General features: G+C 57.6%; 15 protein-coding genes. 5 read left to right on the top strand and 10 right to left on the bottom strand.

The annotated features are described in order from the left end of the window. Positions 1 to 32: 32 nt before the first annotated feature. On the bottom strand, positions 33 to 803 hold the full coding sequence (locus PHF39_RS08160) for a HAMP domain-containing sensor histidine kinase (RefSeq protein WP_300222801.1): 771 nt from the start codon (positions 801 to 803) through the stop codon (positions 33 to 35). Between the two features lie 160 nt (positions 804 to 963). Between PHF39_RS08160 and cofG the strand changes: the two genes are divergently transcribed. The 4 genes from cofG to PHF39_RS08140 all read left to right on the top strand — a co-directional run bounded on the left by cofG (position 964) and on the right by PHF39_RS08140 (position 3,653). Beyond that, on the top strand, positions 964 to 1,953 hold the full coding sequence (gene cofG, locus PHF39_RS08155; RefSeq protein ID WP_300222798.1) for a 7,8-didemethyl-8-hydroxy-5-deazariboflavin synthase CofG: 990 nt from the start codon (positions 964 to 966) through the stop codon (positions 1,951 to 1,953). Next, on the top strand, positions 1,950 to 2,777 hold the full coding sequence (gene purC / locus PHF39_RS08150) for a phosphoribosylaminoimidazolesuccinocarboxamide synthase (RefSeq protein ID WP_300222795.1): 828 nt from the start codon (positions 1,950 to 1,952) through the stop codon (positions 2,775 to 2,777). The genes cofG and purC overlap by 4 nt, the downstream gene beginning before the upstream one ends. 83 nt (positions 2,778 to 2,860) lie before the next feature. Continuing rightward, entirely contained in the window at positions 2,861 to 3,154 is a 294-nt protein-coding gene (locus tag PHF39_RS08145) for a ferredoxin-thioredoxin reductase catalytic domain-containing protein (RefSeq protein ID WP_300222792.1), read from the top strand. 16 nt (positions 3,155 to 3,170) lie between these two features. Continuing rightward, complete coding sequence (locus PHF39_RS08140; protein WP_300222789.1) at positions 3,171 to 3,653, top strand: DNA-deoxyinosine glycosylase; 483 nt, start codon at positions 3,171 to 3,173, stop codon at positions 3,651 to 3,653. 13 nt (positions 3,654 to 3,666) lie between these two features. Here the strand turns inward: PHF39_RS08140 and PHF39_RS08135 are convergent, their stop codons facing one another. From PHF39_RS08135 to PHF39_RS08120, 4 genes are all read right to left on the bottom strand, one after another. Next, a complete protein-coding gene (locus PHF39_RS08135) occupies positions 3,667 to 5,328 on the bottom strand; it encodes an AarF/ABC1/UbiB kinase family protein (protein WP_300222786.1) in 1,662 nt (553 codons plus the stop codon). A 112-nt stretch (positions 5,329 to 5,440) separates the two neighbouring features. Further along, positions 5,441 to 5,908, bottom strand: coding sequence for a hypothetical protein (locus tag PHF39_RS08130; protein ID WP_300222784.1), 468 nt, complete (start codon positions 5,906 to 5,908; stop codon positions 5,441 to 5,443). Next, a complete protein-coding gene (locus PHF39_RS08125; protein WP_300222781.1) occupies positions 5,905 to 6,990 on the bottom strand; it encodes a hypothetical protein in 1,086 nt (361 codons plus the stop codon). Before PHF39_RS08125 ends, PHF39_RS08130 begins: the two co-directional genes overlap by 4 nt. Positions 6,991 to 7,075: 85 nt before the next feature. Then, complete coding sequence (locus tag PHF39_RS08120; protein WP_300222840.1) at positions 7,076 to 8,320, bottom strand: DNA methyltransferase; 1,245 nt, start codon at positions 8,318 to 8,320, stop codon at positions 7,076 to 7,078. Between the two features lie 155 nt (positions 8,321 to 8,475). Here PHF39_RS08120 and PHF39_RS08115 point away from each other — a divergent pair, with 155 nt between their 5' ends. Beyond that, on the top strand, positions 8,476 to 9,207 hold the full coding sequence (locus tag PHF39_RS08115; RefSeq protein WP_300222778.1) for a SagB/ThcOx family dehydrogenase: 732 nt from the start codon (positions 8,476 to 8,478) through the stop codon (positions 9,205 to 9,207). Here the strand turns inward: PHF39_RS08115 and PHF39_RS08110 are convergent, their stop codons facing one another. The 5 genes from PHF39_RS08110 to PHF39_RS08090 are packed head-to-tail and all read right to left on the bottom strand — an operon-like array spanning position 9,208 to position 13,694. After that, positions 9,208 to 9,744, bottom strand: a complete 537-nt coding sequence (locus tag PHF39_RS08110; RefSeq protein WP_300222775.1) for an N-acetyltransferase — start codon at positions 9,742 to 9,744, stop codon at positions 9,208 to 9,210. A gap of 54 nt (positions 9,745 to 9,798) precedes the next feature. Continuing rightward, entirely contained in the window at positions 9,799 to 10,476 is a 678-nt protein-coding gene (locus tag PHF39_RS08105; protein ID WP_300222773.1) for a SprT family zinc-dependent metalloprotease, read from the bottom strand. A gap of 59 nt (positions 10,477 to 10,535) precedes the next feature. Next, positions 10,536 to 11,228, bottom strand: coding sequence for an ABC transporter ATP-binding protein (locus tag PHF39_RS08100; protein ID WP_015284543.1), 693 nt, complete (start codon positions 11,226 to 11,228; stop codon positions 10,536 to 10,538). A 1-nt stretch (position 11,229) separates the two neighbouring features. Then, positions 11,230 to 12,444, bottom strand: coding sequence for an ABC transporter permease (locus PHF39_RS08095; RefSeq protein WP_300222768.1), 1,215 nt, complete (start codon positions 12,442 to 12,444; stop codon positions 11,230 to 11,232). Beyond that, on the bottom strand, positions 12,426 to 13,694 hold the full coding sequence (locus PHF39_RS08090) for a hypothetical protein (protein WP_015284541.1): 1,269 nt from the start codon (positions 13,692 to 13,694) through the stop codon (positions 12,426 to 12,428). Before PHF39_RS08090 ends, PHF39_RS08095 begins: the two co-directional genes overlap by 19 nt. Positions 13,695 to 13,711: the final 17 nt, after the last annotated feature.

The raw sequence follows: 13,711 nt of genomic DNA, 5'->3' as shown, positions 1-13,711 counted from the left end.
GCCGGGGGCAGGGGGAAGCTGTGTTCGCAGATCTACCGGACCGAAAGCGGGAGTGCCTCTTCCCCTTCGCGGTACGTGCCTCTGGGGAGCGTGATGACAAACCGGGCGCCTTTCCCCGGCTCCCCGTTCTCCATTACCGTCAGGCCGGTCATCGCAAGGATTTCCCGGGCTAAAAAGAGCCCCCATCCGGTTCCTTTGCCATAGCCCCGTTCAAAGATCCGGTCTTTCTCCACAGCAGGAATACCGCACCCGTTATCTTCGATAATCACCTCTGCGTGGGTGCCATGGTCTTCAAACATGATCCGGACTTCTGTTGCCGAGCCCCCGTACCGTTCTGTATTATCCAGGAACTGGTAGATCGCTTTATCCAGGAAACTGTCGGCCAACACCGCAATCCGGCCAACAGAAGCGGTGACCTTGATCGCAGGATTGTCAAAAATTCCCATTGCACGGTGGATCGCACTGTCCAGCCCCTGCCAGCGGGGGGATTCCCCCGCAAGGTTCTGGTAATCCTTGGCAAACTGGAAGAGACGCCGGATCTTGTCAACCGCAAACTTCTCGCGCTCGATATAGGACTTCTGTTTCTCGTCTGTCACAATCATCTCGAGAAGTTCATTGTACCCGACAATCGCGGTCATCTGGTTGAGGACATCGTGCCTCGTGACACTGCCGACCAGCTGGAGCTTCTTTTTCAAAAACTCGTTCTCAGCTTTAAGGGCAGCACACTCATCAGGGAGTGACGCGGTACGGTCATCGTCGCCCCTCGCATCTCCCTCCTCGCCATGATCTTCGAATGGTGACATCTGCAAAGTCCCGTTCTGCCATGATCATTCATAGCAGAATATAACAGGTTAGAGATGGTTAACCCCGAAACCTCATTAGGATTACCCTTCCGGCAGGAACCGGCCAGGAGGCCGGGCCTGACACCAGCTTTCATGAGATCCAAGGGATAATTTCATGTACATGGATCGCCGCACGATCACCTTCTCAAGAAATGTTTTCCTTCCACTCACGACCGTGTGCCGGAACCGGTGCGGGTACTGCTGCTTCCGGACACCGGTCCAGGAAGGCTGCATCATGGCACCGGCAGAAGTGGAAAAGACGCTGCGGAACGGCGCTGCTCTAGGGTGCACCGAGGCGCTCTTCACGTTTGGAGAACGGCCGGAGGAGGAGCCGGGCTTTAGCCAGATGCTCGCTCCGCTTGGCTATGAGACGATCCTCGATTACTGCGAGGCCATGTGCCGGAAGGCTATCGAATGCGGCATCCTCCCCCATACGAACGCGGGGATCCTCACGTACGAAGAGATGGAGCGCCTCCGGCCCGTGAACGCGAGCATGGGCCTGATGCTTGAGACCACCGCGGAGATCCCCGCCCACGCAGCCTCAAAAGGTAAATCACCTGATGTACGGCTCGCAATGATGGAAGACGCGGGCAGACTGAAGATCCCGTTCACCACCGGCCTGCTCTTGGGGATTGGCGAGACCATGGCCGACCGTGAGGACTCGCTTTTTGCCATCCACGATCTCCACAAGCGCTACGGGCACATCCAGGAGATTATCATCCAGAACTTCTGCCCGAAGCCCGGGACGCCGCTTGGCAGGAGCACTGTTCCCACAACGGACGAAGTCTGCGCAACCATCCGGATGGCAAAGGATATCCTCCAGCCCGATATCTCGGTCCAGATCCCGCCCAACCTTATCGACGCAAGCTTCCTGATAGAATGCGGGGTGGACGATCTCGGCGGGGTGTCCCCCCTGACCATCGATTACGTGAACCCGGAGCACCCGTGGCCGGCACTTGACGAGCTCAGGTCTGTTGCCGGAGATGCCCGTCTTGTCGAGCGGCTCTGTATCTACCAGCGGTACATTGACCGGGGATGGTTCGATCCCGGCATGCAACCCCTGATAAACCGGCTCGCACAAAAGATAAAGGCTGGGAGTAGTGAACCGTGAAACAGAAGGGTCTCCTCTATACCGGAAAGGCAAAGTCCGTGTACCGTACGGATGCGAAAGGACAGTTGATCGTGGAGTTCCGCGATGACATCACCGCGTTCGACGGGGGAAAGAAGGACCAGCTCAAAAACAAGGGCAGTTACAATGCCGAAGCCTCGGCGTTCATCTTCCAGTACCTGGAGAAGAACGGCGTAAAGACCCATTTTCTGGAGATGCTCGGCCCGCGCCGAATGCTGGTGCGGGAGCTTTCCATGATCCCGCTTGAAGTGATCGTGCGGAATATTGCTGCGGGATCCATGGTACGGAATTACCCGTTTAAGGAAGGAACGAAATTCAAACCTCCCGTCATCGTCATCGACTATAAAGACGACTCCCGTCATGACCCGATGCTCAACGACGACCTGATCGTGGCGCTGAAGCTTGCGACACCAAAGGAACTGGCTGCAATCAAGAAAACCGCCCTGAAGATCAATGCCCTGCTCGTGAAACTGCTGGCTGCGCAGGGGATCACGCTTGTGGACTTCAAAATCGAGTTCGGGCGTGCGGGGAAGACGATCTATCTTGGCGACGAGATCAGCATGGACTCGATGCGCCTGTGGGACATGAAGACAAAAGAGTCGCTCGACAAGGATGTATACCGGTTCGACAAGGGCGATGTGATGGCCACATACAACCGCGTTGTGAAACGGATAACAAAGACCGAATCACCGAAAAGAGCCCCGTCAGAAACCGGTAGAAAGTCAAAGGAAGTCCCCGCAACGGCAACAGCGCTGAAGGCTTCTGTGAAGAGACCGGTAAAGAAGAGTCCGGTGAGAAAGCGATGAGCACCGGAACCTGAACCAGGTGAGCTACTGATCGCAAAGTCTAATGTGCCTGATGCCCACACTATGGTGACAAAACTGCCCGAATGGATACCATGACAGAGATACCTTCAGAAGAAGCGGACATGCTCAAGTGGGCGCAGGCGTATGCGCACAAGCATGGATGGTGCCTGAACACCGATGAGAAGCAGCTTGCTACCGTGATCCGCGGGCTCGTGCGGAACAAGGCAAAGTTCGGGCACCCGTACTGCCCCTGCCGGCTCCGGAGCGGTGACGAGGAGAAGGACCGGGCTATCGAATGCCCCTGCGTCTATCACAAGGATGAGGTGGCAAACCTTGGCCACTGTCACTGCAACCTGTATTTCAAAGAGCCCCAATAGGCCGGCGTAATCTTCAATGCCCGGGTACGGCCTCCCCCCGCTCTCCTCTTCCCGTCCGCGCATCCTGATCCTTGGAAGCTTTCCCAGTGTCCTCTCGCTTGAGCGGCAGGAATACTACGGCAACCCGAAGAACCGGTTCTGGGCAATCATGGAAGACCTCTTTTCCATCCCGTCATCCACTCCCTACCCGGAGCGTACGGCACTCCTCACCGTGTGCGGCATTGCGCTCTGGGACGTTGTCGCTTCCTGCGAGCGGCCGGGCAGTGCCGATAACCGGATAAAAAACCCGGTACCAAACGATATTGCCGGGTTTATCTGGGAGCACCCTTCGGTCAGGATGATTGCACTGAATGGGAGTACTGCCGGCCGGCTCTATCACCGGTTTTGTGAAGTCCCCGGGCTGCCCTCCGGGGTGCTGCCTTCAACGAGCCCCGCTTATGCTGCCATGCCATTCCGGGAGAAAGTAAGGGCCTGGGGAGTACTGAAAAAAGAGATGTGAGAGAGGGACCTTTCTACCGCTCCATCCGGAACTTCAGGAAAATGACGTGGTAGATCGCATAGAACCCGCAGAGTACGGCAGCCGTATACCCACCGATGGCAATCCATGAGATCTGCGTGGGAAGGGTGACGGACGAGACCTGGAGTACGAGCGAGGAGCCAATGACAAGCGATGCAACCACCATCCCCATGAGGAGCTTGTCGCTGAACCGGTCGAGGGCCATCTGGAGTTTCTGGATATCGTTCTCCACGATCTCGAGCTTGAAGGACCCGGTCGAGAGCCTCCGTAGCATCAGGTTGATGTTCCGGGGCATGTCGAGCAGTGCATCGGCACCCTCGAGAAGCGCCATTGAGGCCCGCTTCATGTAGCCCTCAGAGAATGTGTTCACATCGGCAAGCTTGGAGAGGTAAGGGGTAATCTCCTTGCCGAAGTTGAACTTCGGATCGAGCCGCACGCCAATGTCGAGGACCATGACAAAGACCTTTAAAAGCAGCATCAGGTTCATCGGTACCTTCAGCCGGTAGCGCCGCATCGCCTCGGTCAGCTCGGCAACCACCAGCCCGAAGTTCAGCTGCGAGACGCCGTCCCCTTCGCCTCCCGAGAAGTCATGCATCATGATATAGAGATCATCGCGGAGCGATTCGCGATCCTCCTCGGCGATCACGATCCCGAAGCCTTCAAGCGACCGGATCATCAGTTCGATGTTGTCTGTTGTCAGGGCAAAGAGGAGGTTGATGAAGTTCTGCCGTTTCTCCGGCCGCAGGATGCCGACGATCCCGAAGTCCAGGAAAACAATGTCTCCTTCCTTTGTCACGAGCAGGTTGCCCGGATGGGGATCGCCATGGAAGTAACCGTCCTCGAAGATCATCTTGAGGTATGCATGAAATCCGCGGACACCAATCGCGTGAGGATCAAGGCCCATCTCCATGATGGCCTCGCGGTCGTCGATTCTGACACCCTCGACGAATTCCATGACCAGGAAATGGGGTTTTGAATACTCCCAGTAGATCTTCGGGAACCTGACCCCCGGGAAGTTCTGGAAGTTCCGGGACATCCGGTTCGCGTTCCGGGCGTCCCGGGTGAAGTCCAGTTCCTTGACGATCTGGTGAGCGAAATCGTCCACCATCCCCTTGGGATTATAGAGCCGTGTCTCAGGGAGGACGGTCTCGATCCGCTCGGCCATGGACTGGAGGATCCCGATATCCAGCTCGATTATTTCCGGGATGCCGGGGCGCTGGATCTTCAGGGCGACTTTGGTCCCGTCCCGGAGGTACGCCCGGTGGACCTGCCCGATGGAGGCGGATGCCACCGGTGTCTCCTCGATGTCACCAAAATAGTCCTCCCACTCGGGACAATTCTCCTCGATGATGGCCATGATCTCGGAGAAAGGCACCGGTTTCGCATGGTCCTGCAGCCGCTTGAGCTGATCGATCATCTCCGGCGGCAGCAGTTCGGTCCTCGTGCTCATGATCTGCCCGAACTTTACAAAGGTCGGGCCGAGCTCCTCAAGGGCAAGCCGTATCCGTTCGTAGGGAGACGTGCCTTCGGCCGCTTTCTCTCCTCCGGGAAGTTTGAGCCGCACCCGTCCGGGAAAGAGCTTCTCAAGGCCGATGCCAAAACCATACTTGCTCAGGATATCGATAATCTGAGCGTACCGGACGATACGGGTGACCATGCGTACCACTTGGATGTGGTGATACTTAATGCGTGCTTTCTGCCGGCAGCACGGGTGAGGTCATAAAAGAGACCGTGACTTCTGGTGCCACAAAAACATGATTTGCCCGGGTTCAGGGACGGATGCTGCCAAGATTATCATCAATATTCACCGTCAGGGTGAACGGGGCGGCAGAGATGGTATTATTGCTCCCTTTGGCGTCAGCAGGTTTCACAGAACAGCAGCTGAAGGTGTTGGTTGCAGCCAGCCAGGTGCCGGGGCACATCTGGCCGGGGTGGACCTGGGATCCTCCCTGCCCCGTGCAGGTCTCAGCCGCATAGCGGGAGACTGTGGGTGCTGTTGTCGCAACAGGGGTGGGAAGCGTGGTTGTCCTCAAAGCTGCAGGTTCTGTCACAACCGTCCCCTGCACAACGGTTGTTGCCGGGGCCGTGGTCTGGGGTGAGCGGGTCACGGCGGCAGTTACCGCCGGGGTCTTTTTCTGGCTCTCCGGGCCCGGGACGGAGAGGCATCCCGCAGCCAGCGGGAAGAGCACCAGCAACAGGATTACAGAGAGGACGAAGATCCCCTTGGACGTCTTCATAGTGCATCCCTCATCTGGTCAGCGGTATTGTCAAGCCGGAGGGCAAGGGTATTGAGTTCATCATTCAGTTCTTTTCCCAGGTCCATGGTGGAAGCAATGTCACGGTACATCTGGGCAAGGTCGGACAGATCTTTCTGGACAAGCCTCAGCGGGGTCTTTGTATTCTCAAGGCTTCCCGTGTTGAGCATCCGCTGTGCATTCGTAAGATCGTTCTTGGTCTTTTTCACGAGCGCTTCGCTATCATCGATATCAAGCAGGATCGGGATGAGTTCGGCATTCGCCTTGTCACACAGCGCCGTTGCCCGGAATCCCTGGTCAATGAAGAACTGGAACCGGACTGTGTCCGGCACCTGCTCCTGGACTTCTGCGAGTTTCCGGATGAAATCCTGCGAGAACGGCTGGATTTGCTGGTTTACTGACCTGATCGATATCTCGGATTTGGCTGCGAACACTGCACTCACGGCAGATTTTTTCGAGGCGAAGACATCGAGAGAGCGCTGGGCGGTTGTGGTGTCGTACCCCTGCGCTTTCAGGATATCGAGCCGCTCCTGCCCTTCCCTGGCCCAGGTGTCGAATGCCGCGAGCTGGGCCTTTGTTCTTATCGCCCAGTACTGCTCCTTTTTCTGGAGGATGTAGGGATTGTTGTTCTTTGCATCCAGGATCTGGCTCTCCAGCACGTCCCACTTTCCCTGCCCTTTTATCATCACGGAGAATGTCTCTTCCCGGAACCGGCTGGTCGAGTTCCGCATCTCTTCGATGAGCGCGTCAACCTCCGTGCTGGTTGCGGTATCCTTGATGCGGGTTTCCTGCTTCCTGAATTCTGCCAGGAGCCGGCTCATCTCTGTTATGTCCGAGCCGTAGAGGGTGTTACAGTACATGACGGCAGTGGAGAGATCGTACTCCTTGTCAAGGGCAGTCCAGGCAAGATGGGCCTGCCGGATCGCAACAGTGTCTGAGTTACTCGCGTCATCGGCGGCAGTGACAGGGAGGAGGAGAGAGAGGAAGAATATCGCAGTAACCGGCAGGAGTATCATCCGCCACGTTTCGCATCCCCTCCCGATAGCGTGCTTTTGTCCCGCCATTATCAACAATGAAATTATGGTTGTTCAAATATCAAGATTTGCCGGATCCTGCTTTTATCCCGCATCCGGTGCTCATTGTGCAGCATCAGGATTTCCGGAATACAACAATGCGGTTGGTATTCGTGCCACAGGCATTATTCTCAACACCCCAGATATTGGAGGTCTTCGTAAAGACCTGCTGGTTGATCAGGATGCAATCGCAGGTGAACCCGGCGTGGATCCCAAGGGGCACAACGTGCTCCTCAAGCCGGACTGTCCGCTTGCGCACCTCCCCTACTTCGAAGGCAACATACCCGCCCGGCTTTGTGATCCGGAACAATTCCTTGAAGACCTGCCCCATGACAGACGACCAGCCGTCAAGAGTCCGTGCCATGGTGATCCGTTTCCCGATGGCCTGCTCGTCAAGACCGTTGAACCAGCAGCGGAGCCAGTTGTCTTCCCGGTACTGGACGATGTCAAGGAACGGGGGTGATGTGACGGTCAGGTGAACCGACTCATCCGGGATCTCTTTTGTTTTGCGGGCATCTTCCGAGAGCAGCCGGGCACTCTTTCCCGCCCGTGCAAGGTTCCTTTTCTCCTCGCCGGTAAGCGTCCGGAGCAGGCTTTTTGTCTTGGTGAGGATGAGCTGCCGGGTATCGCGGTATTCCGGTGCCTGGCGGCGCTTTTTATTGATCTTCTCCTGGCTTGAGGGAGAGACTGCCTGGTTTGGCGGGAGCGTATAGACCGAAAAGAATCCTTTCGAGTGGCCCGTGAGACGGTTGGTCGCAACCATCGCAATCCAGCGGTCAAGCATGTCGTCGCGGTGGGCTTCTTTTCTCGCCAGAAGGTATTCCCTGAGGGCAGCGATCTCCTGTTCTGTTGCGGGATGATAGAACATCGAGAGATCGATATCCGCCCTGCTCCCCTCCTTTTGGATCAGCGCGAGCCGCTTCTCCACCTGTTCGAGTTCCGGTGGGAAGAAACGGGGCTCGGTCATTACCCGGGAGAGCGGATTGATATCGTTTGCCACCACGCTCCTTCCCATGAGCGCAGCTTCGATGACGGTCGTCCCCCTGCCGCTGAAGGGATCGTAAACAACATCCCCTTTCTTTGTCAAAAGCGAGATGAAGAACCGTGGCAGTTGCGGCTTGAAGCATGCACGGTATGATATTTCGTGGAGAGACCCTCCCTGCCGCTGCCGGGAGGTCCAGAACTCCCCGGTAAATTTTTTCACCACCGTTCCGGTAAAGGATACTGGCTCCTCCTGCATGGACGGGCCTGCGTGCAGTACTACGTCATGCAGGTAATCCGCCAGGTCCATGCCGGCGGGAAGGGGTACCCCGTGCGTCATATCGTAAGGAGGGGTTGGCGAGGAAAGGGTATATGCTGTGCGGTCCGGGGTTGCCGCCACCGATACTCTCATGGCATGGAGAGGATATGCTCTCTTAACGAGACGTTGCGATGAGAGCAGGAGATGCAGCCCCTCGCGGGACCGGCCGTGAGTTTATGGAGAAGACGAAATACCGGTTCATCGGAGCAAGCGACCAGCAGCGGGGTGTGCCCCAGCCCCCGCTCGAAGTGCCTGCTGACCCGAAAAAGCCGGTCATCGATCTCCCGCCACCGGTATCCCTCGACATTCCAGAAAAGGATCTCCGGACCGCAATAGAGCAACGGCAGAGTATCCGGCATTATGCCCGCGAACCTGTCACCCTGGATGAACTCTCGTTCCTCCTCTGGTGCACGCAGGGCACAAAGAAGGTATACGGGTCACAGGCGACCTTCCGCACGGTTCCCTCGGCCGGGGCACGGCATGCATTCGAGACGTTTTTACTGCTCAATAACGTGGACGGGCTGGAGCCCGGACTGTACCGGTTCCTTGCGCTCTCTCACCGGCTCCAGCAGCTCGACATCGATCCGCAACTCCCCCATAAGGTCACGGAGGCCTGTTTCAACCAGCAGTTCGTCCTCATGAGCGGTGCTGTCTTCCTTTGGACTGCTGTCCCGTACCGGATGACATGGCGCTATGGCGAGCGGGGATATCGCGATCTCCATCTCGATGCCGGCCACGTGTGCCAGAACCTGTACCTCGCTGCCGAAGCTGTGGGATGCGGCGTTTGCGCCATCGCAGCGTTCGATGATGACATCATGGACCGCCTGCTCGGAATAGACGGGGAATCCCAGTTTCTGATCTATCTTGCAACCGTGGGGAAAAAAGAGGGGGACGCTCCAGGTTACTGATTACGAGGTATGGGCCCCGACCGCGTCGAACGCAGCCGGGTAACGGACCATCCCCCCGATCCCGTCGAGTGCCCCGGGCTTTAAGGAGAGTGCCATGAAGGCATCATCCGGGCAGGGGAATGGTGCTGTGATCCCGGCGTCACTGGCAGCCGTGAACCCAAACCGGGGATAATACAATGGATGGCCGACCACGATCACAATATGGTGGCCGAGACGGCGGCACTCATCCAGCCCCTCCTCGATGAGGGCTGCCCCGATGCCCCTGCACTGGTAGTCCTGGTGGACACCGAGCGGGGCAAGTGCAAGGGCCGGTGATGCGACCGTTCCGGATACAATCTGGACCGGGGTGAAGAGGATATGCCCGATGATCCGTTCTCCATGCACGGCAACAAAGGAGAGATCGGGATTGACAACACCATCGTTGCGAAGGGCATCGACGAGTCGCGATTCCCCGTCCTGGCCGAAGGCCTGGAGGTGGACTTCGGATATACCGGGGGCATCGTCCGGGAGTTCCTGCCGGATAAAAAAGGAATTCATCTCTACCTGTTGGGCGGGCGGAATGATAAGAGAGCGGCTAATGGATGGGGGATCTCAAATCCTCAGCAACCGCTCGTTCTCACGAAGCCACTCCCGCCGCTGCTGATAATCCGGCATGAGCGCTTCGACCTTTGTCCAGAACTTTTTTGAATGATCGTGCTGCCGGAGGTGGACGAGCTCGTGGACAATGACATAGTCCACGATCGAAAGCGGGGCCTGGACAAGGCGCCAGCTGAAGTTGAGCCCTCCCTTGTACGTGCAGGAACCCCAGCGCCCTTTTGCATTGGTGATGCGGATCGAAGTGGGAGAGTAGCCGGTCATCATCGAGAAGTACATGCAGCGGGCAGCAATCTCCTTTTTGGCCTCCTCCACGTACCAGCGCTGCAGGGCATTCCGGATATCGGGACGGAGGGTTCGGGAGACCTCAAGCCTGTCGGTGCGCACGATCGCACCGACGGGATCGTCCGTATAGTGCAGCGGATACGCACGGCCGAGGAACCAGAAGACCTCCCCCTCTTCATACAGCCGCACCGGAGCCTGCGGCCGTGCCCGCATCTCGGCCATCTTCTTTTTGATCCATATGCTCTTCTCAAGGATCATGCGATCGATGTATGCCTGCGGCAGCCGGTGCGGTGCACGCACGACGAGGGTTGCCTGAGGGGTCACCTCAAGCGCTATCGTCTTCCGGCGCGAACGGAGGATCTTCTCAACGGGAATTTCGGGAGTTTGCATCACTGCCGGAATAGTCGGCATCAGCAGGAAAAAAAGGTGAGGGATCCGCCAAAGGGGATCTAGTGTGCTGACGGATTGGTCCCGTCGCTCACGACCTTCCCGTCCTTGAGCCGGACGATCCGGTGGAAGTACTCCTTGTGCCAGTCCTCGTGGGAGACCATCACGATGGTCTGCTTCATCTCTTCGTTGATGTCATGGAAGAGGTCGAGCACCATCCGCGAGTTCTCGGTGTCGAGGTTCGCGCACGGTTCGTCGGCAAACAGGATGTCGGGTTTGTTCACGATAGCACGGGCAATCGAGACCCGCTGCTGCTGGCCTCCCGAGAGTTCGCGGGGGAGGTGGTCACACCGGTCGAGAAGCCCGATCCTCTCCAGAACGAAGTCGCTGTCCTTCCTGATCTGCTCCTCGCTCCGGTCCTTCCGGAGCATTGCCGGCAGGGAGACGTTCTCCATCACGGTCAGGTCAGGGACCAGGGCATAGTCCTGGAAGACGTACCCGAGCTTGTACAGCCGGAACATCGTCTTCTCGTAATCCGAGAGCGCAAGCACGTCGGTACCCTCGATATTGATCTTCCCTTTGGTGGGATCGTCCAGGAGGCCGAGCATGTGCAGGAGGGTGGTCTTGCCGCTCCCGCTCGCTCCCATGATGCCGACAAACTCCCCCTTTGCGATGTCGAGCGTGACACCATCGAGCGCCCGTACTTCGACAGTCCCCATCCGGTAAATTTTCGTCAGGTCGGATATCTGGATCATGTCAGGCCCTCATGGCGGACTGGATGTCTTCGCGCGATACCTGGTACGCAGGCACATATCCCGCAACGAGCGATGCGGCAAAGAGGATCAGGGAGTTCTGGACCAGGTCCCAGGGTGTCAGGTACAGGGTCGCCGACCACTCGGGCGTGACAATGGGATGTGCCGCAAGGTACGCTGCCATCAGGAGCGTGAGCACGAGACCGAACAGGATCCCGAGCACCGACATGATGACCACCTGGAACCCGTAGTTGTGCATGATGACCTCCTTGTCCACCCCGATTGCTTTGAGGATCCCGATCTGCCGGCGGCTGTTAATGGTCTTGATTGTGATCACGATGAAGAGCACCACCGTGGTGATAATGATGCCCACGATGAGCGAGACCATGTTGATGATGGCGAAGCTCTGGAGCGCCCGCCCCATGCTCTTTTCGAGCAGGTCGGCGGTTGTCTGGACTTTTTCAGAGACACCGTACTGCTGGAGCTCGTCTTTTACGAACTTCTCGGAATACCCGGGCTTGATCTTGACCGTGATATACTCCGCATTGTCAGCAGCCCGCGGGTCCGCAAGCGCCATATCCGTATAACTCACGTAAACAGCGGTGTCCGATTGGTACCAGCCGGTGTAGAAGATCCCCTTCACCCGGTAGTCCTTCACGTACCCGTTGCCGTAATCCATCGTGATCGAGTCACCGACCCGGACCCCGCCAAGCGAGGCCTGGAACTCGTCCTTCTCCTTCACCGACGCATCACCGGCAAGCGGTTTGCCGATGATCACCTCACCGGTATCCGCATCGCCGAGGTAACTGCCGGCAACCATTTTGGTGTACAGGGGTGAGATGAGCTTCTCGTCATTGGGCCGGATCGCCCGCACCGTGGCGCCGAGCACCCGTTTGCGGTACGTCAGGGTAGCCCCCTTGCTGAAATGCGGTGTGGCCCGCTCCACGCCAGGCATGCCGTTGATGAGGTCGAGGGTTGCGTCCATGTCGGAGATGTACCGTTCGCCGGACTTGGGGCTGACGAGCACGTTGCCAATCTCGTAGTCCACGACCTGCTTCGTGATGCTCTGCCCGATCCCGTTGAAGAGGCCGGGCAGGAAGATCATGTTGGTGAAGCACATCCCGATGATAAGGATGGTCAGGATCACGCTCGACCTGCTTCCCCGCTGGAGCGAACGCAGGGCGAGCAGGAAGGCGACCCTCAACTCTTTCTTTCCCATGGGAATGTACCGTCACCGTTCTTCCTGGGCAGGTACCAGTACCGCCAGGCCAGGAACCCGATCACTGCAAGCACAAGGAGTACGAGGATGATGCTGCCGGAGTTATCTGTGGGTGTCACCCGCAGGTTCATCTGCCGGGTATAGGTATGGACCCCCATATCATCCGTGTACGTGATCGTCAGGTTATAGGGATAATTGCCGCCTTTCAGGCCCTCAAGCAGGAATATGGCAGGGGCATCGTTGCCCGGCTTGATCTTGCCGATGAATGCCTCCTTTGTCCCGTCAGCAGGAAGGTCTACCTTCGCCGATACCTGCTTCGCCTCACCGGTCCCGGTGTTCTCTATCCGGATCGTGAGATCGAACGGTGTACTTTCCGTGAGCCGCGCCGGGCTTGTGTCAACCGAGACGAAACCCAGTTCAGCCTTACCCTTCAGAACAACGTCGATACCAGTGGATTCGGAGACAGGCTTTCCGTCGATGGTATTGTAGCTGATCGTCACCGGCACGCGGACGAGGCCGTAGCCGGCCTGTTTGTCAGAGAGGAGGACAAGCGACACGGTCTTCTGTTCGCCGGGACCGATTGTACCAAGGTGGTACAGGTCAGCGCTTTTTGGCGCCAGTTTCCCGCTGACATTTGTGACGGTCAGGGTAACATCATCGGCAAGCAGCTCGCCGGAATTCGTAACGATCAGGGTCACGGGGATCTCATCACCCGGGTTGACACTGCCATCAAGCGAACTCTCCGTGATCAGGATCGCTTTCTTCTGGATCCCAAGAGCGGTGTTGACATTGACCGGGATGGGGTATTTCGTGCTGCTCCCTCCCTTGACCGCTACCCAGACCTCCGGGTAGTAGAGCCCGCTTTGTGCGGGTGCCTGGAACGAGAAGGTAAGCGGGATGGACTGGCCCGGGCCAAGGCTTCCTGCCTTGTCATAGCTCTTGGTCAGGACACGGAGACCGTTTCCCTCGAGACGGACATCTTCGATATTGACGGTTATGTCCGCAGTCGTGATTACGGAATAGTCGTCCGCTGCGAGTTTTCCGGTCTTCTCGGTCGTGGATGCGCTGGATGCCGTGTTCGTGAGGGTGACCGTGATGGTCCCCAGACTGTCCGGCATCAGCACCGAGGGAGAGACCTCGTAATTTGTGATCGTCACGGTCGGGGCATCGGCAGCATGCACTGCCGGTATAACGGCGACGACCAGTGCAAACAGGACACCCAGCGCGATAATTGTCCTCAGTATTCCCATAATCCCCATCCTGGTAT

Source organism: Methanoregula sp. (genome assembly GCF_028712425.1).
Taxonomy (GTDB): Archaea; Halobacteriota; Methanomicrobia; order Methanomicrobiales; family Methanospirillaceae; genus Methanoregula.
This window is presented reverse-complemented; position numbering and strand designations above follow the sequence as displayed.

What these genes read in the sequence shown, in the direction of transcription:
- PHF39_RS08135 (WP_300222786.1), bottom strand. Translation starts at nt 5,328, where the DNA reads ATGGTCACCCGTATCGTCCGGTACGCTCAGATTATCGATATCCTGAGC.
- PHF39_RS08125 (WP_300222781.1), bottom strand. Translation starts at nt 6,990, where the DNA reads ATGGCGGGACAAAAGCACGCTATCGGGAGGGGATGCGAAACGTGGCGG.
- PHF39_RS08115 (WP_300222778.1), top strand. Translation starts at nt 8,476, where the DNA reads ATGGAGAAGACGAAATACCGGTTCATCGGAGCAAGCGACCAGCAGCGG.
- PHF39_RS08110 (WP_300222775.1), bottom strand. Translation starts at nt 9,744, where the DNA reads ATGAATTCCTTTTTTATCCGGCAGGAACTCCCGGACGATGCCCCCGGT.
- PHF39_RS08145 (WP_300222792.1), top strand. Translation starts at nt 2,861, where the DNA reads ATGGATACCATGACAGAGATACCTTCAGAAGAAGCGGACATGCTCAAG.
- PHF39_RS08095 (WP_300222768.1), bottom strand. Translation starts at nt 12,444, where the DNA reads ATGGGAAAGAAAGAGTTGAGGGTCGCCTTCCTGCTCGCCCTGCGTTCG.
- PHF39_RS08090 (WP_015284541.1), bottom strand. Translation starts at nt 13,694, where the DNA reads ATGGGAATACTGAGGACAATTATCGCGCTGGGTGTCCTGTTTGCACTG.
- PHF39_RS08130 (WP_300222784.1), bottom strand. Translation starts at nt 5,908, where the DNA reads ATGAAGACGTCCAAGGGGATCTTCGTCCTCTCTGTAATCCTGTTGCTG.
- PHF39_RS08105 (WP_300222773.1), bottom strand. Translation starts at nt 10,476, where the DNA reads ATGCAAACTCCCGAAATTCCCGTTGAGAAGATCCTCCGTTCGCGCCGG.
- PHF39_RS08120 (WP_300222840.1), bottom strand. Translation starts at nt 8,320, where the DNA reads ATGACGCACGGGGTACCCCTTCCCGCCGGCATGGACCTGGCGGATTAC.
- PHF39_RS08160 (WP_300222801.1), bottom strand. Translation starts at nt 803, where the DNA reads ATGTCACCATTCGAAGATCATGGCGAGGAGGGAGATGCGAGGGGCGAC.
- PHF39_RS08140 (WP_300222789.1), top strand. Translation starts at nt 3,171, where the DNA reads ATGCCCGGGTACGGCCTCCCCCCGCTCTCCTCTTCCCGTCCGCGCATC.
- PHF39_RS08100 (WP_015284543.1), bottom strand. Translation starts at nt 11,228, where the DNA reads ATGATCCAGATATCCGACCTGACGAAAATTTACCGGATGGGGACTGTC.
- cofG (WP_300222798.1), top strand. Translation starts at nt 964, where the DNA reads ATGGATCGCCGCACGATCACCTTCTCAAGAAATGTTTTCCTTCCACTC.